The 26,786-nt window shown below is 38.1% G+C and carries 20 protein-coding genes; 8 read left to right on the top strand and 12 right to left on the bottom strand.

The window, feature by feature from the left end; all coding sequences use genetic code 11:
* Nucleotides 1–37: 37 nt before the first annotated feature.
* From porN to I6U49_RS02090, 7 genes are all read right to left on the bottom strand, one after another.
* Entirely contained in the window at nt 38–931 is an 894-nt protein-coding gene (gene porN / locus I6U49_RS02120; RefSeq protein ID WP_198627404.1) for a type IX secretion system ring subunit PorN/GldN, read from the bottom strand.
* Nucleotides 932–944: 13 nt separating this feature from the next.
* Nucleotides 945–2,489 (bottom strand): type IX secretion system motor protein PorM/GldM, encoded by a 1,545-nt coding sequence (gene porM, locus I6U49_RS02115; protein ID WP_198627403.1) that lies wholly within the window; start codon nt 2,487–2,489, stop codon nt 945–947.
* 56 nt (nt 2,490–2,545) lie between these two features.
* Nucleotides 2,546–3,202 (bottom strand): type IX secretion system motor protein PorL/GldL, encoded by a 657-nt coding sequence (porL, locus tag I6U49_RS02110; protein WP_193710249.1) that lies wholly within the window; start codon nt 3,200–3,202, stop codon nt 2,546–2,548.
* A gap of 42 nt (nt 3,203–3,244) precedes the next feature.
* Nucleotides 3,245–4,612 (bottom strand): T9SS ring complex lipoprotein PorK/GldK, encoded by a 1,368-nt coding sequence (gene porK, locus I6U49_RS02105; protein WP_198627402.1) that lies wholly within the window; start codon nt 4,610–4,612, stop codon nt 3,245–3,247.
* 115 nt (nt 4,613–4,727) lie between these two features.
* The gene (locus I6U49_RS02100) at nt 4,728–5,888 is read right to left on the bottom strand and encodes a formimidoylglutamase (RefSeq protein ID WP_198627401.1); all 1,161 of its coding nucleotides are present in this window, start codon (nt 5,886–5,888) and stop codon (nt 4,728–4,730) included.
* A gap of 3 nt (nt 5,889–5,891) precedes the next feature.
* Entirely contained in the window at nt 5,892–8,432 is a 2,541-nt protein-coding gene (gene topA / locus I6U49_RS02095) for a type I DNA topoisomerase (protein WP_198627400.1), read from the bottom strand.
* 190 nt (nt 8,433–8,622) lie between these two features.
* Nucleotides 8,623–9,876 (bottom strand): LVIVD repeat-containing protein, encoded by a 1,254-nt coding sequence (locus I6U49_RS02090; RefSeq protein ID WP_198627399.1) that lies wholly within the window; start codon nt 9,874–9,876, stop codon nt 8,623–8,625.
* Nucleotides 9,877–10,018: 142 nt separating this feature from the next.
* On the opposite strand from I6U49_RS02090, the gene miaB reads away from it, so the two are divergent.
* From miaB to groL, 7 genes are all read left to right on the top strand, one after another.
* Nucleotides 10,019–11,464 carry a tRNA (N6-isopentenyl adenosine(37)-C2)-methylthiotransferase MiaB gene (miaB, locus tag I6U49_RS02085; RefSeq protein ID WP_198627398.1) on the top strand — a complete coding sequence of 482 codons (1,446 nt, stop codon included), beginning with the start codon at nt 10,019–10,021 and terminating at the stop codon, nt 11,462–11,464.
* Between the two features lie 58 nt (nt 11,465–11,522).
* Nucleotides 11,523–12,803 (top strand): sigma-54 interaction domain-containing protein, encoded by a 1,281-nt coding sequence (locus I6U49_RS02080; protein ID WP_193710243.1) that lies wholly within the window; start codon nt 11,523–11,525, stop codon nt 12,801–12,803.
* Between the two features lie 16 nt (nt 12,804–12,819).
* Nucleotides 12,820–13,323, top strand: coding sequence for an LptE family protein (locus I6U49_RS02075; RefSeq protein ID WP_193710242.1), 504 nt, complete (start codon nt 12,820–12,822; stop codon nt 13,321–13,323).
* Nucleotides 13,324–13,325: 2 nt separating this feature from the next.
* The gene (locus tag I6U49_RS02070) at nt 13,326–14,198 is read left to right on the top strand and encodes a hypothetical protein (RefSeq protein WP_198627397.1); all 873 of its coding nucleotides are present in this window, start codon (nt 13,326–13,328) and stop codon (nt 14,196–14,198) included.
* Nucleotides 14,195–14,539 carry a preprotein translocase subunit SecG gene (gene secG / locus I6U49_RS02065; RefSeq protein WP_193710240.1) on the top strand — a complete coding sequence of 115 codons (345 nt, stop codon included), beginning with the start codon at nt 14,195–14,197 and terminating at the stop codon, nt 14,537–14,539. Before I6U49_RS02070 ends, secG begins: the two co-directional genes overlap by 4 nt.
* Nucleotides 14,540–14,692: 153 nt before the next feature.
* Nucleotides 14,693–14,968, top strand: coding sequence for a co-chaperone GroES (locus I6U49_RS02060; RefSeq protein WP_193710239.1), 276 nt, complete (start codon nt 14,693–14,695; stop codon nt 14,966–14,968).
* Nucleotides 14,969–15,057: 89 nt separating this feature from the next.
* The gene (groL, locus tag I6U49_RS02055; protein WP_193710238.1) at nt 15,058–16,698 is read left to right on the top strand and encodes a chaperonin GroEL; all 1,641 of its coding nucleotides are present in this window, start codon (nt 15,058–15,060) and stop codon (nt 16,696–16,698) included.
* Between the two features lie 91 nt (nt 16,699–16,789).
* Here the strand turns inward: groL and I6U49_RS02050 are convergent, their stop codons facing one another.
* Nucleotides 16,790–17,419, bottom strand: coding sequence for a copper homeostasis protein CutC (locus I6U49_RS02050; RefSeq protein ID WP_198627396.1), 630 nt, complete (start codon nt 17,417–17,419; stop codon nt 16,790–16,792).
* A 4-nt stretch (nt 17,420–17,423) separates the two neighbouring features.
* Nucleotides 17,424–17,876: an SRPBCC domain-containing protein gene (locus tag I6U49_RS02045; RefSeq protein WP_198627395.1), complete on the bottom strand. Its 453-nt coding sequence runs from the start codon at nt 17,874–17,876 to the stop codon at nt 17,424–17,426.
* Between the two features lie 154 nt (nt 17,877–18,030).
* Between I6U49_RS02045 and I6U49_RS02040 the strand changes: the two genes are divergently transcribed.
* The gene (locus tag I6U49_RS02040; RefSeq protein WP_198627394.1) at nt 18,031–19,500 is read left to right on the top strand and encodes an SLC13 family permease; all 1,470 of its coding nucleotides are present in this window, start codon (nt 18,031–18,033) and stop codon (nt 19,498–19,500) included.
* A 45-nt stretch (nt 19,501–19,545) separates the two neighbouring features.
* Here the strand turns inward: I6U49_RS02040 and I6U49_RS02035 are convergent, their stop codons facing one another.
* The 3 genes from I6U49_RS02035 to I6U49_RS02025 form a co-directional block, all read right to left on the bottom strand.
* On the bottom strand, nt 19,546–21,243 hold the full coding sequence (locus I6U49_RS02035; protein WP_198627393.1) for a SusD/RagB family nutrient-binding outer membrane lipoprotein: 1,698 nt from the start codon (nt 21,241–21,243) through the stop codon (nt 19,546–19,548).
* Between the two features lie 11 nt (nt 21,244–21,254).
* Complete coding sequence (locus tag I6U49_RS02030; protein ID WP_198627392.1) at nt 21,255–24,344, bottom strand: SusC/RagA family TonB-linked outer membrane protein; 3,090 nt, start codon at nt 24,342–24,344, stop codon at nt 21,255–21,257.
* A gap of 197 nt (nt 24,345–24,541) precedes the next feature.
* The gene (locus tag I6U49_RS02025; RefSeq protein ID WP_198627391.1) at nt 24,542–26,779 is read right to left on the bottom strand and encodes a GH92 family glycosyl hydrolase; all 2,238 of its coding nucleotides are present in this window, start codon (nt 26,777–26,779) and stop codon (nt 24,542–24,544) included.
* Between the last annotated feature and the right edge of the window lie 7 nt (nt 26,780–26,786).

The following is a 26,786-nucleotide window of genomic DNA, read 5'->3' as shown; positions in this document are numbered from 1 at the left end:
GGGGAACGCTTTATATTTTATTATGGTTTTTACAGCATTAGTAATTCCACATATCTAACTCGAAGTTTCGTATTTGTTCTTTTATACGTTGGGCTTCCAGAAGTTCCATAAAGGCATTATCCACAATATATTCATCTACTTCGCGATCTCCATAAACATTTTCTTCTTTGTATATTACTGAAGAAAACCTCCTGGAATTAAGCAAATGATCGAAAGTGACAGACTGGCCTGAGTTATTGCCGGTAAAGGCTTTATTATCATGCAAAACTTCTCTGGCATCGGGGAACCAAATCCAGAACAGTTCAACAAGATCTGTTTGACCTGAGTCTATAAAATTAACATCTGGAGCAACCGGTGCAATACCAAGGAGACGGTATTTCATCTCTGCCTGGCGCTTATCAAAATACCACATACCGCGAATATGATATTCGGCTATATCAGCTGCACCAAGATCCCTACGATCTATAAATTGCGCATCTACCTGCTCTCCTGCATTATATTGCTCAATACCCAGATCTGTTGTATCTACTTTAGAAATCGTTGCCTGGATATCTTTTAAAGTACGCTTTTCATTAAAATAAGAATCGGCATAAATATTCTTAATCTTTCCGTCTTTAATAGCAGAAATCAGAACATCATAAAGAGCACGACGATTGTTTCCAATGTTATTAGTATCTATTGGATAATATAGTGGAAAGTTAACCCTTTCGTCCAGATCTATCTTCTCCCATACAATTTTAGACCACAACACATCTCTTTCTTCAACATACCCATACTCTAACGGCTTATCATTTAAGTCGCTTTGAATTTGAGCTTCAGTTCTTTTCCCTATATCTTCCGGACTATTGGCATTTAAGATATTAGCCTGTCCATAAGATGTTACGGTAAGAACCAACATCAAAGTATTTAATAAAAATCCTCTCCAACTCATCTTCTAAATTTTATTAGTTTGTCAACTCAACAATTACAGGAGCTACCTTTTTTAACTTGTAACTAGAGTTTCCGGCAATACTGGCCTGAATATCAAAAATTTGTACAGTCTCACCTCTTCCTGCTCTTCTCAAGGCCGCTTTTGCGTTGTTATCTAACTTACTACCATTAACTCGGATGGTAGGCTGTCCAGGGACTTTAAAACTAAATCCTGAAACATTTAAGTTAAGATTAAAATCAAAGTCTGGCAAATCTGCACTAATAGTAGAAATCTCTAAGCTATTACGCTGCATTTTAACCGTACCATCTTCTCCCCTAACCGTTCCAACCGGAGTTGGAATATCTTTAATTCTAAAGGTTTTACTATCTGAAACAGTTTCTCCACCCGGTAATTTACCGCTAACATTAATTGCTACCTCTCTAGCCTGAAGGTTGGTAACGTTCATCACATAGTTTCCTGCCCCTCCGGCAGATGAAAGACCCGGCGCCTGAGCGCTAATACTTCCAACCCCGGGAATAGAAATCGTCATTGGGTTTTGCACACCGCGATAAAGCACATTCATCTTATCGGCCGAGATAACGGCAGAATTTGGCTTTGGAATAACAGCATAAGAACTTTTAATAGGTATTCTAACAATAGAATCACCTTCCTTAAATTGCAGCTCTCCATTAATTTCTTTTTCTCCTACATTTCCTGCAGGAAAATCTAACATTACCTGACCGGCCTGAGTACTTTCTACATCATTGCCGTTTATGGTTACGTTTTCAAATTTTAAAGTCGGATCAACCCTACCTAATACAACTTTTCCTTTAAAGTTTTCTCCACTAAAGAAAGCCGTTTTATCTGGAACCACGATGGCCTGGTAATTAGTTAAAGAAACATCGCTTTGTAACTGTCCTTCAAGCATAGCAGACAGAATATCATTTTCAGTGGTTCTTACATCAGACTGGATTTGCGTTAATTTTGTAAGCGAAGCAATTAAAGGGAAGCCCTGATAATTGTACATTAACCAAGGTTTAGTCACATTTTCGTTATTGGTCACCTCTTCTGTAGAAAAATCTTTTGCTATTTCACTTCTAATTTGCGGAAAACCATCACCTAGTATAGCTAATACCTCATTCCTATAATTATCTATTGCCGCCACAAATTCCTCTCCTCTAGGAGTTACCCTTCCGCTTGCAAAAAACAAGTTATCAAGCTTATCTGCACGATCCATAGATTCGTAATTGGTCTTTTCTTCAGCTTCAAAATCAGATAATAATTCCTCCTTAAGGCTACCTATTGTATTATATAAATTATCGGAAAGGCTACTAATTTGTTCTGCTTTTGCCTTTAACTCCTCATATTTTGCAGGTTGTTCTTCGGCTTTAGTGGCTAAACCTGCCATTGCCATCTCATTACGTTGTGATGTGGTAGTATTAGACTCCTCAAGGTCCTCGTTCATTTGACCAAAGGCTGTTAATACTTCCTTAGACATATTTAGTGCCATCATCGCGATGAATACCAAATACATCAGGTTAATCATCTTCTGTCTTGGTGATTGTTTTCCAGACGCCATGTGCTAATTAGTTTGGTTCATTAATAATTTAGATTTCAGGTAATGTAATGCAATCACTAATTAGACATACTACGGGTACCGTTCATTGCAGTAAGCATACCTCCATAAACTCCGTTTAACGAGGAAAGGTTAGCGGCAAGTGACCCCATTTCCTGGTTCAATTTACCGGCATTCTCAGCAACTTCCTGATTGATCTCTGCCTGACGGGAGGCCGATTCTACCTGAGCCTTATAAATATTGTTTAATGTTTCCATTTGGGTTGCAGCAGTGGTAAGCTCTTCACTATATTTCTTTTGTGAAGCCATAGCATCTACAGTTGGAGCAATCCCCTTTGCTGCTCCTTCAAAATTACGAATACTATCTCCAAGGCTATGCATTAAGTTTGCATCTATCTTAGCTTCCTTAAGCATTTCGTCTAATTTCTTAGAAAGTTGCCCTTGTGTTTCTTTGTCGTCTTCAATTACAGTGGCAGTTTTACGAGTTCCCTGACCACCGGCTAGTTCCGGGTATACAAGAGACCAATCAAGATCATCATCGGTTGGTTCAAAAGCAGAATAAGCAAATACAAAGGCTTCAACTACAAGACCTGCAATAAGCATAGGATTTGCAAAAGGCCAGTGCATAATTTTAAAAAGGGCTCCCAATATTACAACCGATGCACCTAAACCGTACACCATGTTGGTTATTCTTTTACTTGAATTTGATTTTGCCATAATAATAAAATAGATTTAGATTCTCTACTGGTTAATAGGTTGTTAATTGTTGTTTGGTTGATTTAAGGTCACATCAGTACCGAGGTAATCCTGTACTGTTCTAAAGCCGATATAGCTTCTTGCTGAATCTGCATATTCGTAATCTCTTGAACTTACCTGAAGGAAATAAGCTACATCCTTCCAGGAACCTCCACGAACCACTTTTCTCATATCATCAGGATTGTTAACAGTAGGGTTCATTGAAGACATATATTGGTAAGAAGCCGGATCGTAAGAAGAATCTACCCATTCTGCAACATTTCCAGCCATATTGTAAAGTCCATAGTCGTTGGGATCGTAAGATTTTGCTTCTACGGTATACAAAGCCTGATCTGCGGCATAATCTCCTCTTAGAGGTTTAAAATTCGCCATAAAACACCCACGATCGTTTTTAGCGTATGGACCTCCCCAGGGATAAGTTGCTCCTTCCAGGCCACCACGGGCAGCATACTCCCACTCTCCTTCTGTTGGCAAACGGTAAGAGGGTACATTATGCTCTCCTTTTTCTCTTCTATAATAATTATGGTACAGAGTTCTCCATTGCGCAAAAGCTCTTGCCTGTTTCCAGGAAACCCCAACTACTGGATAATCATCAAAAGCACTATGCCAAAAATAATCGTTATGCATAGGCTCATTATAAGAATAATTAAAATCTCTAATCCAAACAGTAGTATCTGGATATATAGAAATCTCTTCCCTTTTTATAAAATTACTTCTATTTCCCTTTTCCCTGGCAGCATTTTGCACATCCATCCAGGAATAAGTAAACTTTAATTTTTCAACATCAATGGTACGTTGTCCATTATAAACTTCCTCCATAGGGATGTACATCATATCCATTACCTCGGCATAATAAACATCGGGGTAATCTTCAGTATCCCAAATAATATCTATATCCTTGTTTAGCCTGCGATTTTCATATGTATCTGATGGACCACCCTGCCCATAAGTATTCAACATATATTCTTCGTATGGCGTCATATTAGCTTCATCTGAATCTAAAAATGCATAGTCACCAATTCCACCAGAACCTTCTGCCTCTCCCATATTCTCGGCCATAATAGCCAATTCAGTCCTAACGATAGAATCTTTTACATAATCTACAAACTGCCGGTATTCAGCGTTGGTTATCTCGGTTTCATCCATATAAAAAGAACGTACTGTCACCGTTTTTGGGGGTGCATTTCGTTGGCCTGCGATATCATCATCAGACTTACCCATAATAAAGGCACCTCCGGGAACTAATGTCATCCCCAGCGGCTTTTCTGGATTCCACTTTTCCCCTTTCGCACCAACCAACTGCCCACGATCTCCACGCCCACAACTTGAAAGTATGGCTAGAACAGCTATCAGCGAAATAAATTTCTTCATAGTATTTCTTCGGTTAAGACATCTCAATTTACGGCAGTAAACCTATCTAATTATTTTTTAAAAAACAATAATTTGGTTAAAAATACAGTAAATCAAATTAATGCGTAAATTTATTTTAAACTTCGTTTTTCCTTTTTGCTTTGTACCATCTTTCAGGAATTACCTGATTACAGGCCTCCAAATAATCTTCCTCACTGCAAGGTAATAACGTGCTTCTTTTAAGTTTAGTATCTATGTGTGGCAAAAACGGAATCTCTATCCACCAACGCCCACTTACCGGACTTTTATAAAAAACAAGCACTTCATCATCTATAGGAACCTGATACTTTATAAACTCTTTTCTTGCCGAAATAGTATTCTCATTGGTACGATAATTAACCCCTTCAGCAAAATACCACATTATTTGCGCCATTAACATGCCTCCCAGGTTTCCGTATTTAATATTATCGTATTCGTAAATACCAAAGGAACTTACTTTATCACTAATGCCGGCATAGCGTGCAAGCGCACAAATTTCCTTTCCGTCAAATCCATTAGGAGAAGCAATATCCCTGGCTCCCGAAGAAGCCGCACTAACAGCTGCCAAATCTACAGCTACCATATTGGCGTCTCGCATTACCGGCTCTACCAATTTAAAGTTATTACTTAACTCACCTAAACGATACGCATCAAAAAAGAGGCGGTCCATCAACTCTATTTCATCTTGAGAATTAAAATAAGTTTGATAACCCAAATTTGAATAATTAAACAAATTATAAGGCTGATTCACAACTATTTTACTAATATAAGACCTATTATTTATAGGGCTCTCTGCATCACCCAAATCAAAACGACTATCTATATTCACAAGATTAACCATTTGATCTAAGGTATCGTATGCCCTGTATTGTGCGTAAACCAAATCCTGACTTCCGCCCAAAATCATAGGAATAACATCTTTTTTCACCAGTTGCGCTACCAGGGTCTGTAACGCAAAATACGTATCTTCTACAGTTTCGCCTTTTTCAATATCACCTAAATCTGCAATGGTAACATCCCAGTTTCCGGGATACAAACTATAAAAAGCTTTTCTAACTTCTATAAAATCAAAAAAGTCTATTTCATCACCAAGGCGATTTTCCCTAACACCAACAACAGCAACTTGTACAGTTTCCAAATCTGGCAAACCTTCTTCTAAAGTATGCTTTTTTATGGAATTACCTAAAGAATGCTCACCAAACCCGGCAATTTCCTTTAGCAAATCTTCAGAAAGGGGACTCAGAAAGTCTAAATCCATATATTATTTCTTCTTTTTGGTAGTCGTTTTTTTCTTAGAAGCAGTTTTTTTAGCCGCCGTCTTTTTAGCAGGCGCTTTCTTTTTGGTGGTTTTCTTCTTAGACTTTTCTTCTAGAATCTCCTGCACCTCCTGTAAAGTCAAATTTTCTGCATCGGTAGTTTTTGGCAGTTCAATCTTGGTTTTACCTTTTATAATATTGAATCTTCCCCAACGTGCTTTTTCCACCCTAATTCCTTCTTCTTCCCAATTATGGATTAATTTCTCGCGTTCCTTGCGTTTTTTATCCTCAATTAAGGTTTCAATATCTTCAACAGAAAGATTATCAAAATCGTATTTTTTATTTACGTTAATAAAAATACCATTCCATTTTAAGAAAGGGCCAAAACGTCCCACACCTTTCTGCACGGGCATATCTTCGTAATGGTGTATTGGCGCATCTGCTTTTTCTTTCTCTTTTATTAACTCCATTGCACGCTCAAAATCTACGTTTAACGGATCTTCTCCTTTTTCAAGAGAAACATATTTTTTCCCAAATTTCACATAAGGACCAAAGCGACCATTGTTCACTTCTACTTTTTCACCTTTATACTCCCCTAATTCTTTTGGAAGCTGAAAAAGGTCCATCGCTTCTTCATATGTAATTGAATCTAAGGTTTGGTCTGGCCCAAGACTGGCAAATTTTGGTTTTTCATCGTCTTCTACAGAACCAATTTGAACCATGGGTCCAAATTTACCCAATCTAACACTTACAGGTTTGCCGGTTTCAGGATCTTCACCTAAAATTCTTTCACCAACTTCCCTTTCAGCGTTTTTGGCAACATCCAGCACCTGCGGGTGGAATTCTTCATAGAATTCTTTCATCATATGGGTCCACTCTTCATTCCCTTCGGCTATATCATCAAAACTCTGCTCAACTTTGGCGGTAAAATTATAATCAAGAATGTTCGAAAAATGATTTACAAGAAAATCGTTCACCACCATCCCCACAGCAGTTGGCACTAATTTGCCTTTATCACTACCAACGGTTTCAGTTAACTTGTTTTCTTTAATATTTTCACCTTTAAGCACAAATTGCACATACTCGCGCTCTGTACCTTCTACCGATCCTTTTTCAATATAATTTCTATTTTGAATAGTAGAAATTGTTGGAGCATAAGTTGAAGGACGACCAATCCCCAATTCTTCCAGTTTCTTTACCAAAGAAGCCTCGGTATACCTATAAGGCGGCCTGGTGAATCGCTCTGTAGCGGTAATATACTTATTATTAAGTGACTGATTTTCTTTTAAAGCAGGCAGCATTCCATTTTGCTCTTCTGCCTCCTCATCATCGGTACTTTCTAGATAAACCTTTAGAAATCCGTCAAATTTCAACACCTCTCCATTAGCCGTAAAGAGTTTGTCGTGTTTAGAAGCTTCAATTTTAACATTGGTACGTTCTAATTGAGCTTCACTCATTTGTGAAGCAATAGCGCGCTTCCAAATTAACTCATACAAGCGCTGCTCATCCCTATCTGCCCTTACCGAATGATTGGCAAAATTTGTAGGCCTAATCGCTTCGTGAGCCTCCTGTGCGCCTTTAGTTTTTCCTTTAAATTGCCTTGATTTAGCGTATTTATCTCCGTAAGCTTTTAAAATTTCTTCTTTAGCTCCTTTTCTGGCATCTTCTGAAAGGTTTACCGAATCTGTTCTCATATAAGTAATATGACCTGCTTCGTATAAACGCTGTGCCATAGTCATGGTTTTGCTTACCGAGAAATACAACTTCCTTGCAGCTTCCTGTTGTAAAGTGGAAGTGGTAAATGGTGGCGCCGGAGATTTTTTAGCTGGTTTGGTAGTAAGCTCAGCCACCTTAAAATCTGATCCCAGGTTTTCCTGAAGAAATGCTTCTGCTTCTTTACGGGAATCAAAATTCTTTGGAATTTTAGCTTTAAAAGATTTTCCTTGCTCTGTAGCGAATTCAGCATCAATTCTAAAGGAAGCTTCCGCTTTAAAATTTTGAATCTCGCGCTCCCTTTCAACGATAAGTCTCACTGAAACCGACTGTACTCTCCCGGCAGAAAGACCTCCTTTAACCTTTCTCCATAAAACCGGTGAAAGCTCATAGCCCACCAATCTATCTAAAACCCTTCGAGCTTGCTGGGCATTTACCAGGTTATAATTAATCCCTCTTGGGTTATCTATAGCTTTAAGAATAGCCGATTTGGTGATTTCATGAAAAACAATTCTTTTTGTTTTCTCTTTTTTAAGCTTAAGCTCCTCTGCAAGATGCCAGGCAATAGCTTCTCCCTCTCGATCTTCATCACTTGCCAGCCAAACCATTTCAGCATCTTTCGCAAAGCCCTTTAGTTTTCTCACTACATCTTTCTTATCTTTAGAAACGATGTATTTTGCTTTAAAATCGCCCTCGGTATCTACACCTAATTCTTTGGTAGGAAGATCGGCAATATGTCCAAAACTGGATGCCACCTTATAATCTTTTCCCAAAAATTTCTCGATAGTTTTTGCCTTGGCAGGGGACTCTACAATCACTAAATTCTTTGCCATAACTCTCTTTTTTCTAGCTGCAAAAGTATATCAATTTTTTATTAACAACCTAAAGCATTTCACAAAACAACTTCAAATAAGCCGCAAAATAGCCTCATTCAAGACTTCGCACAATAAAAAGTTTTTTCTGAACAACATAAAAAAACCCCACGGATTTGTGGGGTAACCTTAAATAACCAAACAAATAAAATCAATTGAGCCTAAAAGAATTTAGTAAATTGATCTCATTACCTTTATAAGTATATTGGAAGAGTGTATTATCCCCAACCATTAAGAGCACTTCCTCTAAAGGGATGACGTCATAGGTGTTAATGTCTGGAAAGTGATCTATTAACTCCAGGTTGGGGGTATTTTTTGTATCAAAAATTTTTAAGCCTGCATTGCCATCGCAAATAAATAACCAGTCATCTTTTACACCCAATCCATACGGATTTTCCATCGCGTAAGATTGCAGCAATTGCGGGTTGGACTTATCGGCTACATCTATCACATCAAGCTGGCTCCATTGCTGTCCGCACGCATTTCCACCTCGAATGGTTACATAAGCAATATCACCTTTTACCACTACCGGATCACAACCTAGGATATGGCTAAACATAGACCTAAACTGAGGCGCAGCAGGATCTTCTATACTATAGATATACATCCCTCTGGAACTTCCAAGGTACAGATGCTCATCTTTTTGAAAGATAGTTTCAATATCGTCACCTACCCATTCTGTTTTTATCAGTTCAGGATTTTCTAAAGCTGAAATATTAAAAACTGATAATTGATATTGATCTACAGTATATAAATAATCATCGTATATATTAAATCTAGCCAAAGAACCTCCTGTCCCCGAACCTCCAAAAGAATTGGACAACTCAAAAGCATCACCCCTGTCGTTTGCTACCCATCCATTATCATTTGCCATCTCAATTTTCCTGGTTTCCATAAGATATCCCACTATTACCTGGGTTTCAGGATTAAAATTATCGCTATCCATAAAAGCCGCATTGGCCGGTATACGGGTATTATGGTTTGGAAAAACATTTTCTATGCGCTCTCCCTGCTTAATATTGTTCATATCACTGATATCGAAAACCACCATATCCATAGCAGAGTTTGCAAATAGCATATCATCCTTTACCGCGATATCTGTGTTTTGCGGAATCTCAAGAAATTTAATTTTCACAGGATTTCGTGGATCGGTATTATCTATAATATGTACTCCTTTATAATCATCATTTATAAAAACATAATTACCATAAGCATAAATTTTACCCGCCTGGGTAATTGCCCTGGGCTCCGAAATTTCAACCATTGCCCTAAACTCATCTATAGGCTTAACAATAGGGACCGCAACATTATAAAAATCTTCCCCAGCCTCTTCCTTTTCACAAGATGCGAACAAAGCCATTAAAACGAGTAAAGAAAACAGATAAAAGTTGCGTAAATTTCTCATAATAATCAGGTTAGTCCCTATAGAGATAACAAAAACACTAAATGGTTGCGTTAGAAAATTAAAAAAATTGCTGTCACTTTGTCAGAAGTCTGTTTTAGCCTTATCTTTGCCCTTCTTAATCCTGAAAAGGAAACTGTGAATTATGGAGAAGAAAATAGATGAGACAAAGCAGGGAAATGCCCTGGTAATGGAGCCCAGAAAAGAAAATAATCGCAAGCTTTTCATTGAAAGCTATGGCTGTGCAATGAATTTTAGCGATAGTGAAATTGTAGCCTCCATTCTTGCTAAAGAAGGTTTTAACACCACCCAAAAGCTTGAAGAAGCAGATCTTGTTTTAGTAAATACCTGCTCTATTAGAGAGAAAGCCGAACAAACAGTTCGAAAAAGGCTTGAGAAATATAATGCTGTTAAAAAAACAAACCCGGGGATGAAAGTTGGCGTTTTAGGCTGTATGGCCGAACGTCTTAAAGAGAAGTTCCTTGAAGAAGAAAAAATAGTAGACCTTGTAGTTGGCCCAGATGCCTATAAAGACCTACCCAATCTTATAAACGAAGTAGAAGCAGGTCGCGATGCTATTAATGTACTCCTTTCTAAAGAAGAAACTTATGGCGACATTTCGCCTGTTCGTTTACAAAGCAATGGAGTTTCAGCTTTTGTTTCCATAACAAGGGGTTGCGATAATATGTGTACCTTTTGTGTGGTGCCTTTTACCCGTGGAAGGGAACGAAGCCGCGATCCACAGAGTATCATAGAAGAGGTTAACGAACTTTGGGACAAAGGTTTTAAAGAAATTACGCTTTTAGGCCAAAACGTAGATAGTTATCTTTGGTATGGTGGGGGCTTAAAAAAAGATTTTAAAAATGCTTCTGAAATTCAAAAAGCCACAGCCATTAATTTCTCCCAACTTCTAAAATTAGTTGCTGAAGCACAGCCAAAAATGCGAATTAGGTTCTCTACTTCAAACCCACAAGACATGACTTTAGATGTAATTGAAGTAATGGCTGCTTATCCTAATATATGTAAACATATTCACTTACCGGTTCAAAGCGGAAGCAATAGGATGCTTAAAGAAATGAACAGACTTCACACCCGGGAAGAATACTTTAAACTTATAGATTATATTAGAGAACTTATGCCGGAATGTTCCATTTCCCAGGATTTAATAGTTGGTTTTCCAACTGAAACCGAACAAGACCACAAAGACACCCTATCTTTAATGGACTATGTAAAGTACGATTTTGGATATATGTATGCTTATTCTGAACGCCCGGGCACCATGGCTGCGCGTAAACTAAAAGACGATGTTCCTGCAGAAACAAAACAACGCAGACTGGCTGAAATAGTGAAACTACAACGTGAACATAACCACTATAGAACGCAACGCTTCCTTGGCGCTACCGTAGAGGTTTTAATAGAAAGGGAGTCTAAAAAATCCAGTGAACACTGGAGCGGCCGAATAACGCAAAACACGGTAGCCGTTTTTCCAAAAGAGAATTACAAAGTTGGAGAATTTGTAAATGTAAAAATAAACGATTGCACCAGCGCAACGCTTATTGGCGAAGCAGTAGGATATAGTGAAAACAACTAAAATTTAAGCTTATTTCAAATAAGGAGAACATATCCTTATAGGAAAAATAGTATTGTATATGGAATCAATTCAGGCAGTAAAGCAACGCTTTGGGATTATTGGAGACGACCAGCGCCTTAATCGCGCTATAGAAAAAGCAATTCAGGTTGCTCCAACAGATATTTCGGTATTGGTAACCGGAGAAAGTGGGGTTGGTAAAGAAAGTATCCCAAAAATAATCCACTCACTTTCCCACAGAAAACACGGCAAATACATTGCGGTAAACTGTGGCGCAATTCCCGAGGGGACCATAGATTCTGAACTTTTTGGGCACGAAAAAGGCGCATTTACAGGGGCCACTCAAACCCGTAGCGGTTATTTTGAGGTAGCCGATGGTGGTACCATTTTTTTAGACGAAGTTGGGGAATTACCGCTTCCTACCCAGGTTAGGTTACTTCGTGTTCTGGAAAACGGGGAATTTATAAAAGTTGGTTCTTCCAAAGTACAAAAATCTGATGTTCGCATTATCGCAGCCACCAACATTAATATGCAGGAATCTATTAAAAAAGAGCGTTTTAGGGAAGACCTTTATTATAGATTAAGCACGGTAGAAATAAAACTACCTCCTTTACGAGATCGCAAAGACGATATTCATTTACTGTTTAGAAAATTTGCCTCAGACTTCGCCCTAAAATATAAAATGCCTACCATTAAGCTTCAGGACGAGGCAGTTGATTTACTGCAAAAATACCGTTGGGGCGGTAATATTAGGCAACTAAGAAATATTGCCGAGCAAATTTCGGTTTTAGAACAGGATCGTATCATTGGGCCAGAGCGTTTAAAAGAATACCTCCCCAATATTGGCAGCAATTTACCCGCAGTAATTGCCGATAAAAAGAAAGAAAGCGATTTTAGCAACGAACGAGAGATTCTTTATAAGGTACTTTTTGATATGAAAAGCGACCTTACCGACCTCAAGAAGCTCACCTTAAAACTAATGGAGAGTGGAAATACACAAAAGGTGCAGGATGAAAACGAAAGTCTTATCCAAAAAATATATGGCAATAATGAAGAAGGAGAAGATATAGATGCCGAAGAACTGGATGCTTTAAGCAACGAAAACCTGGAAGTATTACAAATTCCGCAAAACAGTCCTAACTCTGAACTCAACAGGGAAAAAGATAAATATTATTTTGCTGAAGAAATTCAGGAAGAGGAAACGCTTTCTTTACAGGATAAAGAACTGGAGCTTATTAAAAAATCGTTGGAAAGACATAACGGAAAACGTAAAGCTGCTGCTGAAGAATTAGGCATTAGCGAACGTACCCTATATAGAAAAATAAAACAATACAACCTGTAATTTAGTCCCCTACTTTATGAAAAAGCTTGCTCTTCTTCTATCTGCCTTATTCATTTTTTCATTTCAATCTTGTGGAATTTATTCCTTTACAGGTGCAGATACCGGTGCCGCAGAATCCTTTCAGGTCAATTTCTTTCAAAACCAGGCAGATTTGGTAGAACCGGGAATAGACAGGACCTTCACCCTGCAATTACAGGATCTTATTCAAAACCAAACCAATTTAAGCCTGGCAAATAGTAATGCCGATCTTATTTTTGAAGGTGAAATAATAGATTTTTACGTAGCACCAATTACTGCAACAGCCGATAATACGGCTGCGCAAAACCGACTAACCATAGCAGTAAATGTTCGTTATTACAACACCCTGGAACCCGAAAAGGATTTTGAAAGAAGATTTTCTTTTTATTACGATTATCCTGCCAATGCTCAACTAGTTGGAGGTACTCTAGAAACTGCGGTAAACGAAATCTATACTCGTTTAACCCAGGATATTTTTAATGCTGCATTAACCGATTGGTAATTATGCAAACAACCGAATTTATACAATTGCTCCAGCAGCCAGCAACAATCACCGCCGATCAAACCACTGCGTTAGAAAACATAATTCAAGAAGCCCCGTATTTTCAGGCAGCCCGTGCCGTTAGGTTAAAAGGTTTAAAAGAACATCAGGAATTTAGTTACAACAGCGCGTTAAAAAAAACGGCTGCTTTTACTACAAACCGCAGTGTGCTCTTTGATTTTATTACTTCCAAAGAATTTAATCAGAATAAAATAGCCAGGCAAATCCAGGATCAGGAAGAACAATTACGAAACATCACGGTTTTTGAACCCGAAGAGGTTTTTGCCAAAAGAAGTATGGCTATAGGTGAAGCTATTAAAATGCAGCAATCGGAATCTGAACAGGTGATGGATCCGGAGCTGTTTTCTGAAAAGCCAAAAAATACTGAAACTTCCCAAAAAACAAATTCAGGGAATAATGAATTGAAATTAGGCAAACCCCTTGAATTTGACGCTTCAGAATCACATTCATTTTCTGAATGGCTTAGGCTTACTTCAGCACAACCCATACAAAGAGAGGAGCAAAAAGAAGAATCACAAAAAAATGAACTTCAGCATAAAAAATTTGAACTTATTGATAGGTTTATTTCCAAAAGCCCTAAAATAAAACCCGGCCAACCTACCAATAAATCAAATCTTGCAGAAACCAATGCCACCCCACCCGAGTCCTTGATGACAGAGACTTTAGCAAGGGTTTATTTAGAACAAAAAAATTATAAAAAAGCCATTCAGGCATATAAAATATTAATTTTGAAAAATCCCGAAAAAAGTGGTTTCTTTGCTGACCAAATTCGAGCGATCGAAAAATTACAAGAAAATAATACAAAGCAAGAATGAGCACATTCACGATTTTTTTAGCATTGATAGTTATTGTAGCCTTTTTACTGGTAGTGGTAATTATGGTACAGAATCCTAAAGGCGGAGGATTATCTTCCTCTTTTGGCGGTAGTGGACAACAAGTAGGTGGCGTTAAGAAGACCGGAGACTTTTTAGACAAAAGTACCTGGACCCTGGCTACCCTTTTATTAGTCCTTATTTTACTTTCTAACGTAACCATTATGGACGATGCCGGTTATGGTGAATCAAAAGTATTTGACGAAGCTTCTATGCCTCAAAACACTACAACTCCACCGGCACAAATGCCAGGACAGTCAACAGAATCTGACAGCGCTCAATAAAGGCTTTATTCTTTATACAATTTACAAATGCCAGCTTATGACAAGCTGGCATTTTTTATTGGTAAATGGCAGTAAAAACGAGGTGGCATAATTTTAGAAATAGGCCTTATCGCTTATTTAAATATTAATTAACCTAAATAAATTTATAAAAAAATGGGACTAAACATTAAACCGCTCTCAGATAGAGTTCTTATTGAGCCCGAGGCAGCCGAAACTAAAACGGCATCTGGAATTTATATTCCCGAAACAGCTAAAGAAAAGCCACAACGTGGTAAAGTAGTAGCAGCAGGCAAGGGTACTAAAGATCATGAAATGACTGTGAAAGTTGGAGATACTGTACTTTATGGAAAGTATTCCGGTACAGAATTAAAACTGGATGGGACAGATTATTTAATGATGAGAGAAGACGATATACTTGCAATAGTGTAAACTTCTTTTCCCCCGCTTAAGGAAAGGTTTAAAATAAATATTAACAATTAGATTTCCGTTTTAACGGAAATAACAAAATATAACTAACAATGGCAAAAGATATAAAATTTGACATTCAAGCTCGCGACGGAATTAAGCGCGGTGTAGATGCATTGGCAAATGCCGTAAAAGTAACTTTAGGTCCAAAAGGACGAAATGTAGTAATAAGCAAATCTTTTGGGGCACCAAACGTAACCAAAGATGGTGTTACAGTAGCAAAAGAAATTGAACTTGAAGACCCATTAGAAAACATGGGGGCTCAAATGGTTAAGGAAGTTGCTTCTAAAACCAATGATCTTGCAGGAGATGGTACTACCACTGCTACTGTGTTGGCACAGGCTATCGTAAAAGAAGGCCTTAAAAACGTTGCTGCCGGTGCAAGCCCAATGGATCTAAAAAGAGGTATAGATAAAGCCGTAGAGGCCATTACCAAAGATTTAGAAAAGCAAACCAAAGAAGTTGGTGATTCTTCAGAAAAAATAAAGCAGGTAGCTTCTATTTCAGCAAATAACGACGAGCATATAGGTGATCTTATCGCCAAGGCTTTTGGCAAAGTTGGAAAAGAAGGTGTAATTACTGTAGAAGAAGCTAAAGGTACCGAAACACACGTAGAAGTGGTGGAAGGTATGCAGTTTGACCGTGGTTATCTTTCTCCTTATTTTGTGACAAATTCAGAGAAAATGACTGCAGATCTTGAAGATCCGTACATTTTATTGTTCGACAAAAAGATCTCTTCCATGAAAGATTTGCTTCCAGTACTTGAGCCGGTAGCACAATCTGGAAAGCCACTTTTAATTATTGCTGAGGATGTTGACGGCGAAGCCCTTGCTACCCTGGTAGTAAACAAACTACGTGGTTCTCTTAAAATTGCTGCCGTTAAAGCTCCAGGATTTGGAGATCGTAGAAAAGCAATGTTAGAAGATATCGCTATTTTAACCGGTGGTACCGTAATTTCTGAAGAAAGAGGATTCTCTTTAGAAAATGCTACCATAGATATGCTGGGTACTGCTGAAAAAGTAGCTATCGATAAAGACAATACTACTATTGTAAACGGTGCTGGTGATAACAAGCAAATTGAAGAACGTGTAAACCAGATCAAAGCTCAGATCGAAACCACTACTTCAGATTATGACAAAGAAAAACTTCAGGAACGTCTAGCTAAATTAGCTGGTGGTGTTGCCGTACTTTATGTTGGTGCAGCTTCAGAAGTTGAGATGAAAGAGAAGAAAGACCGTGTAGATGATGCCCTTCACGCAACCCGTGCGGCTGTAGAAGAAGGAATTGTTGCCGGTGGTGGTGTTGCTTTAGTTAGAGCTCAGGCTGTTCTTGCCAAAGTAAAAGCTGAAAATGATGATGAAGCAACAGGAGTTCAAATAGTGGTTAGAGCTATTGAAGCTCCACTTAGAACCATCGTAGAAAATGCCGGTGGCGAAGCTTCTGTTGTAATCAATAAAGTTCTTGAAGGTAAAAAAGAGTTTGGTTACGATGCAAAAACCGACACTTTTGTAGATATGATGAAAGCCGGAATTATAGATCCTAAGAAAGTAACTAGAGTTGCCCTTCAAAACGCTGCTTCTGTTGCCGGAATGATCTTAACTACCGAATGCGCGCTTATTGATCTTCCAGAAGAAGACAAAGGCGGTGGCGGAATGCCAGGTGGAATGGGCGGAGGTATGCCCGGAATGATGTAATGGCCCAGCCATAACAACCTATTAAAAAACCCGTTTCTTAATTGAAGCGGGTTTTTCTTTTTTTCAGGAACTTAAAAAGTTAGATTATAAATTATTTTTCCAACCCCGGAACAATCCTTTTGCCGTGATAAGCTTTGGCTCCAATTTTTTGGTGTAATTCTTCGATATTTCCATCGGTTATTTTTCCTGCACAAATAACCTGCATATCTCCAGCCTCCAGTAGTATATTCTTGAGTTGAGAAAGCCCCTTTATAGCAGTACTTTCTCCGCCTGAAGTTAGAATACCACTAATTAGTCCGGTTTCTCTTAAACACTTCACCGATTCCAAAATATTGCGGGTTTCATCAATAGCTTTATGAAATATACACTTCATGGGCTTTGCTATTATTGCCAATTTTTCAATGGGTTCAATAGCTACCGTTTTATCATTTGCCAGCATGCCCAGTACTACACCCTCTACCCCAATTTCTTTACAAAAAGCAATGTCACTGGCCATTTGTTCAATTTCAGCACTATTATAATTAAAATCACCTCCACGGGGCCTAATCATCACGTGCACCGGTATTTGTAACTGAGACTTGACTAAACCAATCAATTCTCTTGAAGGTGTTAAGCCATCCAACTCTAAATTGGCACAAAGTTCAATTCTATTGGCGCCATTTTTTTCTGCAATTATGGCCTGCTCCAAAGTCTCTACACAGGTTTCTTTTAAATAAGACATCAATTTATTTTTTTATAAAATCGAAGCTACCTTTTCTTAGATTAATTCCAAATTCCAGGTAAGCTTTTAAACAAGCCAAAAAATTGGCCCAACCCTCGGTATTTCTTCCAAACCATTGAATCCCAAAATCATCGGCTTTTATTGCTCCTTCGGTTATTTTTACCAGCGTATTGGAATTGGAAATCTGCACAAGCCTAATTTCAACCAGAAGGATTTTATCTTTTGCTCCTTCCCATTCAAATGAGATAAACTCATAGGGAACTAATTTTAACACCTTTACCGGCACATATTCATTAAATTCCGGGAATTTCCAGCTAATTGATTTCCCCTCTTCCATCATCCCGGAGCTTTCCTCGATAAAATAATGCTTCATTTTCTCGGGGTCCCTGATTGATTCAAAAACCTCAGCTTTTGGTTTTGCAATTTGCAGAGCGGTTTTAATTTCTAACATTTTCATAAGTTAAAATTTTTTCGATAATGGAGATTTGTCCCGATAGTACCGGAATAAATCTCCATTATCAAGCACTAAAGTTAAAGAATAGGTTTTAATCAAATAAAGTTTCCATTTTATTAAATTTAATATCTTGGCAGCTCCTTGAGAACCTTATCTAATGAATAAATTTTTAAGAGCCCTGATTTTAATAGCAGGGCCATTGTTATTTTTTATACTTCAAATACTGGGTGCTCCAGAATCTATGCCCCCGGCAGCATTTGATATTCTTTGCATCACCATCTGGATGGCATTATGGTGGGTCACCGAGGTTATCCCAATTTCGGTTACCGCTTTGCTGCCCATTGTCATGTTTCCCCTAACCGGAGCTTTAAATATTGAAACCACAACTGCTGCTTTTGGTCATAAATATGTGTTTTTATACCTGGGCGGGTTTATACTTGCTGTAGCTATAGAAAAATGGGATTTACACCGAAGAATTGCTCTGAATATCATTAACCTGATTGGAAGCAAGATAAAATTCATCATTTTAGGCTTTATGATTGCCACTGCATTTCTTTCTATGTGGATATCCAACACCGCAACATCAGTAATGATGCTGCCAATTGGCACCGCAATAATTAGTCAATTAAAAAACAATCCTTTTAGCGAGGAAAATGAACCTATGGTTTTTGGCAAAGCCCTTATGTTGGCTATTGCCTATAGTGCATCAATTGGCGGAATTGGAACACTAATTGGAACACCTCCCAATCTGGTTTTTGCTGGAATAGTTGAAGAACTATATAACATTGAAATCAGTTTTCTAAAATGGGCAATGTTAGGGATTCCTATCTCGGTTTTCTTATTGTTTATCTGTTGGAAATACCTCACCAGTTTTGCATTCAAGTTTGATAAAACTGAATTTCCAGGCGGAAAGGCCGAAATTACCAAACTCCTAAAGTCTTTAGGAAAAATAAGCAAACAGGAAAAAAGAGTACTTATTATTTTTGGTTGTACCGCTTTTCTCTGGATCACAAGATCCTTTTTAATTCAGCCCTTTCTACCTTTCATAGATGATACTATAATAGCTATTATTGCTGCGATAGCACTTTTTATCATTCCGTCAGGAAAAGGAACAAAACCTCTATTAAATTGGGATGAAGCGGTAAGAATTCCATGGGGAATTATTTTACTTTTTGGCGGAGGAATGGCACTGGCAAAAGGTTTTAGTGAATCGGGGCTGGCCACCTGGATAGGCGAACAACTTACCTACCTACAGCATTTACCACTATTTTTGTTGATCTTAATTCTTGTAGCTGCGGTTAATTTTCTTACCGAGGTCACTTCTAACCTTGCTACTACGGCCATGTTACTACCTATTTTAGCGCCTATGGCTTTAGCGATGGGGCTTCATCCTTACTTACTTTTAATAAGTGCCACCCTTGCTGCATCCTGTGCTTTTATGCTTCCTGTTGCTACACCACCAAATGCTGTAGTTTTTGGATCAGGCTATCTAAAAATTCCAGACATGATAAAAACCGGGTTATGGATGAACCTATTTTCTATTTTTCTAATAAGCTTACTCGTGTATTTCTTTTTACCTAGCATTTGGGGATTTAAAATTAATGAGATACCCGAAATTTTTGCATAAAAAAAGAGGGGTGTCTCCCCTCTTTTCTTTAAATAAATTTTTAGGCTAATCTGCCCACCATAATTCAGTTCCCTGTTCGTCTGGTCCCTGTTCCTGTATAGCTGCTTCAACATTAGCTCCATTTGTATTATATTCCTGGTTACCATATCGCATTCGTTGTGGATACTCCCCGTTTAGGGTTCCTGCCGAATAAATATCGTAATCTGAAACACCATTTGCCAATTGGGCAGGGTAACCTGTATCCCTTACAATTGCCCAGGCTTCAAACCCATCGGTATAAGAAACAATCCACCTTTGAATGGCGATTTTTTCTAAGTTCTCTTCATCGGTTCCGTTTAACAGTGCCATTTCTTCATTAGCAATAAAAGCTTCTATCTCGCTTTCATCAACTCTCCAAACCTTCATAGCCTGTCTTATTCCTTCCTGATAAAGAGCTTGGGCATCACCAGTACCAAAACCTTTTATAATAGCCTCTGCCTGTAAAAAGTTACCTTCGGCAGCGGTAAATACAACCTCGGGGAAAATTTCCTGTCCCTGATTTTTCGGGTTAATAATCCAATCTGCCGGCTCAGAAAACAAGTCGTTTTTAACGTGAGGATAGATTTCAGGATTTAACCTGGAAGGCTGCCCCACGTAATAATCTTCATCATCAGCTACCGTAATGGTAAATTCATCTCCCGAACCAGTTTTCGTATAGTCCACTCCTGCGTTATCAAGTTCATCTAAAATAAACTCAACATGTTTATCAAAAAGACTTGCTCCTGCACCTTCGGCCGGTTTTGTAAAAGTAAACTCTCCCCCCTTAATTGGTTTGGCGTAACGAGACAATCTGGGATCGTTGTTATCTCTTAAATAATCAATAAGAGTTTTTCCAACATTCCATTTGGAACCAATTCCTCCGAAATTATGCCAAATATCGCCATATGCTGCATTTCCAAATTGGTCTATCTCGGTATCTTTTTCCATCAACGCATTATCCATTTCGGTTGTTAAAAGCGGCGCCTGTAAAGCTTCTGAAATAGCTGTTTCGGCAAAATCTGCACCCGGCGCCCCCTGTGCCCTTAAAGCCATCCTTAATTTTAAGGTATTTGCCATTTTTTTCCATTGTTGCATATCTCCATTAAAAAACAAATCGTTTTCTGCAAGAAACTCGATACCACTCCCTGTTTCGGTTTGATCTCCAATAATGCTCATTGCCTGATCCAGATCGGCTATTACTCCACGGTAAATTTCCGATTGACTATCTAATTTTGGAGTAATTATATCTGGGTCTAATGCTTCTGAATAGGGCACCATTCCAAAAGTATCGGTATACATTTGGTAATAAAGGCCTTTCATTATAAGACCAAGGGCGTAAAAATTCTGATTTTCCAAATCGCCACCTTCACCTACAAAATTTTGATACACACTTAGGTTACTTACATAACCAGCCATCCAATTATAGGTAGCATCGGTATATCCGGCACTATAGTTATAGCCCAATGAGCCAGACCACCAGCAACCGTTAAAACCAAAAGTGAATTGACCTGCATACCTGTCGGCATGAATTAACTGTGCTCTCCAGTAAGGAAACCGGTTGGGCGCATAAAGTTCAATTTGAATCCCGGTAAGAAAGTATTTGGCACTTACCTCGTCAGATCCAAATGCATCGGGTCTTGTATTGATCTCCTCAAAATCGGAACATCCGGCAAGCAAAAAGACCAACAACAAGCTTGTGCTAATTGTTTTTAATATTCTTTTCATAATTATTTTTATTAAAATTTAATATTAATATTTAAACCAAGACTACGAATAGTTGGTGCGTTGTTAAGGGAAATACCCTGGCCTGATAATCCTGTACCTATAGATGCATCGGGGTCTATATCGTCAGCTTCTTTATAGATAAAAAATAAGTTTCTACCAATTACACCTATAGAAGCAGAAGTTAGGCCTACATTATTGATAGTCTCTCCCGGCAACCTATAAGTTAAAGCAAATTCCCGAAACCTAATATTAGTTTGATCGTAAACATAATTTGAAGTAATCCCTGAATAACTTCCCCAATATTGCTGACCGGTAATTTGAATATCATTTTGCTGGCCTGTAGCCTCATTAATGGCATCTACGGTTATCCCTCCATCTCTGTATTGAAGGCTTCTTTCCGATACCCCGGCACCGTCAAGATAAGATGAGGTGGCTGAATAAATCTCTCCGCCAAATCTACCATCTAATAAAAATCTGAAATTCCAGTTTTTATAGGTAAAGGTATTGGTTAAACCACCAATAAAGTCGGGTTGTGCATTCCCCAGCTTTTCTCTTTCCACCGAAGCTATCGGGAAACCCTCTGCATTCACTAATCTTTCTCCGTTTTCATTGGTCTTCCAGGTGGTACCGTATAAATCACCAATTCCGCCACCAACTTCGGCCCTCACAGAAAGACCTCCTAAACTATTTAATACGGTATAATCTAAACCATCAATTAACTCTACAAGTTTGTTATTATTTCTGGACATATTTACAGAAATATCCCATCTAAAGTTTTCATTTTGCACGGGAATACCTCCAAGCATCAATTCAAACCCGTTATTTTTTACCTCTCCAACATTCTCTTTAAAGAAGCTATATCCAGTTGCGAAAGGAACAGGTACATTAAAAATCATATCATTGGTTACGATCTCATAAATTGAAAAATCCCCGTACAACCTGTTTTTAAACATATTAAATTCAACTCCAAATTCAGTAGATTTAACGCTTTCCGGTTTTAGGTCGGGATTTAATTTTACGCTAGGCCCTTCTAAAACAGTTAAGCCTAAATACCCCTGCTGTGGTACACTAAAAGTTTGGTATAATTGGTATACTCCCGTGTCGTTACCTACTTCTGCCCAACTGGCCCTTAGCTTAAGCATATCCAAAAACTCTCTATCCGGATCTATAAAGCGGTTTACCAATAATGAATAACTTACAGAGGGATAGAAGAACGAGCGGTTATCTTCACGTAAAGTTGAAGACCAATCGTTTCTTGCGGTTAAATCTAAATACATAAAATCATCGTAAGAAAAACTAAAAGAACCGTATAATGAGTTAATCTTTTTAATTCCTAACGGAGTATGTGTACTGGTTTGTACGTTTGTATTATTTAAAAATGCCCTTGAAGGTAACCTAAATTGATTTCCGCTAACGCTCATCCCTTCAAAAGTACGTTTAGATAAACTTCCCCCAATATTGGCAACCAGGTTTAGCTTTTCTGTAAGATCTTTATCTGCCGTAAATAGAAAATCGCTATTTATTTCTACATTTTTACGATTACCAAAATTTAAACGACCATCATAAAAAAAGTGATGCCCATAATCCTGAATAATTTCCGTTCTAACATTGGTTACATCACCACCAATTCTAATAAAAGCAGAGAGCCAATCATTAAACTCATAATTCAATTTTGTAAAACCTAAAAATCTATCTCTACGTTCATCATTCGTATCTTGTTGTAGCATCCAATAAGGATTACCCGTACTCTTATTCTGGCCCGCATAACTTATGGCGGCATATTCATCTGGAAATAGTTCTGGATTAGGCCATAAGGAAGGCTTATACCTTTTAAGATCATCGATAGCTGTATTTCGTGGCATCCTATATACATAAGCCAAAACCCCTTCTGTACCTACATTCACTCTATTCTCAAGTTCCTGAGTAAAATAGGTGGCTTTAGTATCTAAGGTTAACCTATCAGATAGATCTATAAGTCCTCTTAAATTGAAGTTATGGCTTTGAAGTTCAGAATTCGGAATAACCGAGGTTGTTCTATTGTTTGTGTAAGAAAATCTTACACTATGATTTTCTCCCCCCTGATCCATGGAAATAGTGTTTATACTTTTAATCCCATTTTCAAAGAAATCTTCCACGTTATCTGGCTGTGCAGTATAAGCTCTCTGCTCTCCGGTATAGTACAATTGCTGCGAACCATCTAATAATGGCCCCCACGAGCTGGATCCAAAATTATCTAAATCTGAATAAACCGCACCATTGGTCCCCTGTCCATATTCATTTTGCAGATCGGGAAGGAACATAGTTTCTTCAATAGAAATATTAGAATTAATAGATATACCTAAACCAGCACCTCTTGTTCCTTTTTTAGTAGTTATTAATATAACCCCACTGGCGGCCCTGGAACCATAAAGCGCAGCCGCGTTTGGACCTTTAAGTACTGAAATCGATTCTATGTCTGCCGGGTTAATATCTGTAATTCCCCCACCGGTAACCGTGCTATTAAAGATACTTCCTCCAGATTCATTTCCTGAAGCATCAATTGGAATCCCATCTACAACCACCAGCGCCTGGTTATTTCCGGTTAAAGTATTATTACCACGAATAGTAATCCGGGAACCAGAACCTACTCCACTAGCCTGATTAACTACCAAACCGGCTACCTTACCCACTAAGGAGCTGGCAACATTATAGTCTTTTACGGTATTTACTTCTTCCGAATCTAGCTCGGTAACAGCGTAACCCAGAGATTTCTTCTCTCTCGTTAAGCCCAGGGAAGTTACTACCACTTCATCTAAAGCCTCTGTATCCTGAGAAAGCTGTAGATTAATCATAGCCCGCCCATTTACGGAAACCTCCTGTTTAACGTAACCTACCATAGAAAATACTAAGGTAGCATCATCGGTAACCTCCAGGGAATAGTTCCCATCAAAATCTGTAGAGGTTCCGTTATCGGTTCCTTTTTCCAGTACAGTAACTCCCGGTAAAGGCATTCCGTTTTCAGAATCTGTTACTGTTCCTGTTACTGTCTGCTCCTGCGCAATCAAGTTCTGATTAAATGAAAAAAACATTAATCCAAGCAGGAATAATAATTTTTTACCCATGTGTAAAATAGTTTTGGTTAGAATTTCACGTCTTAAAAACGCCTTTCACATATAAATATAACCAAATGTTACAAGAGTGTTAACAATTTTGCTTTTTTTTCGAGAAAAAGCATGTTTAAAACGTTAAAACACTAATTATAACTCAAACTATTTTGAATAAAAAATAAAAAGAATTGTATGTTTTTTAAAATTTTTAATTAATCCTTCGGGCTTATTAAATTAATTTCTTTTGAGTTTAGGAAAGTTTTATGATCTACAAAAAACTCATTCCTTAGAAATTTAGAAGTTTGATTATCTTCTAATGCTTCTTCTGAAGAGTATAGATTAATTATGATTTCTTCATTATCATAATATGTATCGTTAAGATTTATCTTTACCTTTTCGAAAGCCGGCTTGGTAAAAGTATAAGCAGGCTCTGCTGGAGTCACAGGATAAAAGCCCATCATAGAATATACCAGCCAGGCACTCATCGTTCCGGTATCATCATTACCTGGAAGCCCAGCGGGCCTGTTTGTATAGTATTCATTGATAAGTTTAGTAACCCTTGATGAAGTTTTAGCTTCACTGTCCTCAATATAATTATAGAGGTAAGGGTAAAGTATATCGGGCTCATTGGCCATATCGTAATGCCCTCCATCAAAAACTTTATCAAGTTTATCTTCAAAAGCAGTAGCCCCACCCATAAGTTTCATTAACCCCTTAATATCGTGTGGTACCATGAACAAATATTGCCAGGCATTACCTTCTATATAGCCTACATTTTTTTGAAAGTTTGCTCCGGCTAACGGGTCAAAAGGCTCATACCATTTTCCATCACTGTATTTTGGCTGTAAAAAGCCTGTTTTTGGATTGTAAAGCTTTTTGTAGGACAAAGATCTGTCTAAAAATGTTTTGTAGTCTTTTTCTTTCCCCAATCTTTTTGCCAATTGCGCAATAGCATAATCGGCTATGTTATATTCCAGTGTTGTTGAAACCGGTCCCGCAACGCCACCATCAACGCCTAAATAACCAAGATCAATATAAGATTTAAGACCGGGCCTCAAAGGATTATTAACTGTATCAAGTGCACTTTTCAACATAGCCTCATAAGCTTTTTCTACATCAAAGTCTGTTAGACCTCTTACGTATGTATCTGCCAACACTACAGCAGCAGGATCTCCTACCATGGTAAACGTCTCAGTTGAGTTTAGTTCCCATTTCGGCAACCATCCATTCTCATCGTACATCTCAAGCATAGAATTCACCATTTGCAGCTGCTCTTCAGGATATAACAAACTCATTAACTGATGATAATTTCTATAGGTATCCCATAATGAAAAAGTGGTATATCTTGTACCCTTGGTTTTACCAATTTTCCCGGTGGATACCTCAGGGTATTCCCCATTAAAATCATTTAAGATATTAGGGTGAATTTGAGTGTGGTATAAAGCCGTATAAAAGATAGTCTTATCATCCTTGCTTCCTCCTTCAACTTCTACAACCTGAAGCTTTTCATTCCAGGCCTCTTTGGTTTTAGCATATACCTCTTCAAAAGTTGAAGCTCCCACCTCATTTTCCAGGTTCTCCCTGGCATTATCTATACTCACATAAGAAACGCCAATTTTAACTTCTACCTCTTGCGCTTCTTTAAAGTTATAGGTCATATAAGCTCCAATACTATCACCTACTACTTCCCGGGTAAACCCTTTTTTAATTCGGGTTTTACCATTGTAGCCCATCCATTGAGCTTCTTCACCTTCATATTTATAAGGAGTTTTCCAGGCACCAAACTCATCAGCAGCTTTTGAAAATTTAGCCACAAAATAAACCGGATAAGCAGCTTCAGCATTATTATAGCAAAAAGAACCTACTGTGCGCATTCCTTCAATCTCATTAGAGGAAACAACACGAAGCATCCCTCCCTGTTCATTTGTAAGTCCTAAACCTAAATTCAATAAAATATTAGATTTTCCTGCCGGAAATGAATATCGGGAAACACCAACTCTTGTACTCGCCGTGGCTTCTGCTTTTACATTATATTTATCAAGATTGGCCGAATAATACCCAGCCTTTGAAACTTCATTTTTGTATGTACTCCCGTATTGTAAATGATTTGTTTGCAACTGCCCTGTTGTAGGCATAGTAATAATCACACCAAGATCGGGACAACCAACTCCGCTTAAATTAACATGAGAAAAGCCTGTTAAAAACCGGTTTTCATTAACGTAAGGATTAGACAGCCATTGGCTATCTTTCTCCAGTGGATTAAGGTCTATTCTTCCGGCAACATTAAAAGGAGAAACACTGGCCATCCCCCTTGGAGCTATGGCTCCGGGATTGGTTGCTCCATAATTAGAAGTTCCTATAAAAGGATTTACATAATCTACCGGGGCTTCTTGTGCGGTTATAAAACCGGAAACTAAAAAAGCCAGTACTGGAAAAATAATATTTTTCATAAATTGA

The organism is Salegentibacter maritimus (genome assembly GCF_016236915.1).
GTDB lineage: Bacteria > Bacteroidota > Bacteroidia > Flavobacteriales > Flavobacteriaceae > Salegentibacter > Salegentibacter maritimus.
Note: the sequence above shows the minus strand (reverse complement) of the source record. Positions and strands in the feature narration are given on the sequence as shown.

Excerpts from the sequence above, each read along its gene's own strand:
- porN (WP_198627404.1), bottom strand. The coding sequence starts at position 931 with ATGAGTTGGAGAGGATTTTTATTAAATACTTTGATGTTGGTTCTTACC.
- porM (WP_198627403.1), bottom strand. The coding sequence starts at position 2,489 with ATGGCGTCTGGAAAACAATCACCAAGACAGAAGATGATTAACCTGATG.
- porL (WP_193710249.1), bottom strand. The coding sequence starts at position 3,202 with ATGGCAAAATCAAATTCAAGTAAAAGAATAACCAACATGGTGTACGGT.
- porK (WP_198627402.1), bottom strand. The coding sequence starts at position 4,612 with ATGAAGAAATTTATTTCGCTGATAGCTGTTCTAGCCATACTTTCAAGT.
- I6U49_RS02100 (WP_198627401.1), bottom strand. The coding sequence starts at position 5,888 with ATGGATTTAGACTTTCTGAGTCCCCTTTCTGAAGATTTGCTAAAGGAA.
- topA (WP_198627400.1), bottom strand. The coding sequence starts at position 8,432 with ATGGCAAAGAATTTAGTGATTGTAGAGTCCCCTGCCAAGGCAAAAACT.
- I6U49_RS02090 (WP_198627399.1), bottom strand. The coding sequence starts at position 9,876 with ATGAGAAATTTACGCAACTTTTATCTGTTTTCTTTACTCGTTTTAATG.
- miaB (WP_198627398.1), top strand. The coding sequence starts at position 10,019 with ATGGAGAAGAAAATAGATGAGACAAAGCAGGGAAATGCCCTGGTAATG.
- I6U49_RS02080 (WP_193710243.1), top strand. The coding sequence starts at position 11,523 with ATGGAATCAATTCAGGCAGTAAAGCAACGCTTTGGGATTATTGGAGAC.
- I6U49_RS02075 (WP_193710242.1), top strand. The coding sequence starts at position 12,820 with ATGAAAAAGCTTGCTCTTCTTCTATCTGCCTTATTCATTTTTTCATTT.
- I6U49_RS02070 (WP_198627397.1), top strand. The coding sequence starts at position 13,326 with ATGCAAACAACCGAATTTATACAATTGCTCCAGCAGCCAGCAACAATC.
- secG (WP_193710240.1), top strand. The coding sequence starts at position 14,195 with ATGAGCACATTCACGATTTTTTTAGCATTGATAGTTATTGTAGCCTTT.
- I6U49_RS02060 (WP_193710239.1), top strand. The coding sequence starts at position 14,693 with ATGGGACTAAACATTAAACCGCTCTCAGATAGAGTTCTTATTGAGCCC.
- groL (WP_193710238.1), top strand. The coding sequence starts at position 15,058 with ATGGCAAAAGATATAAAATTTGACATTCAAGCTCGCGACGGAATTAAG.
- I6U49_RS02050 (WP_198627396.1), bottom strand. The coding sequence starts at position 17,419 with ATGTCTTATTTAAAAGAAACCTGTGTAGAGACTTTGGAGCAGGCCATA.
- I6U49_RS02045 (WP_198627395.1), bottom strand. The coding sequence starts at position 17,876 with ATGAAAATGTTAGAAATTAAAACCGCTCTGCAAATTGCAAAACCAAAA.
- I6U49_RS02040 (WP_198627394.1), top strand. The coding sequence starts at position 18,031 with ATGAATAAATTTTTAAGAGCCCTGATTTTAATAGCAGGGCCATTGTTA.
- I6U49_RS02035 (WP_198627393.1), bottom strand. The coding sequence starts at position 21,243 with ATGAAAAGAATATTAAAAACAATTAGCACAAGCTTGTTGTTGGTCTTT.
- I6U49_RS02030 (WP_198627392.1), bottom strand. The coding sequence starts at position 24,344 with ATGGGTAAAAAATTATTATTCCTGCTTGGATTAATGTTTTTTTCATTT.
- I6U49_RS02025 (WP_198627391.1), bottom strand. The coding sequence starts at position 26,779 with ATGAAAAATATTATTTTTCCAGTACTGGCTTTTTTAGTTTCCGGTTTT.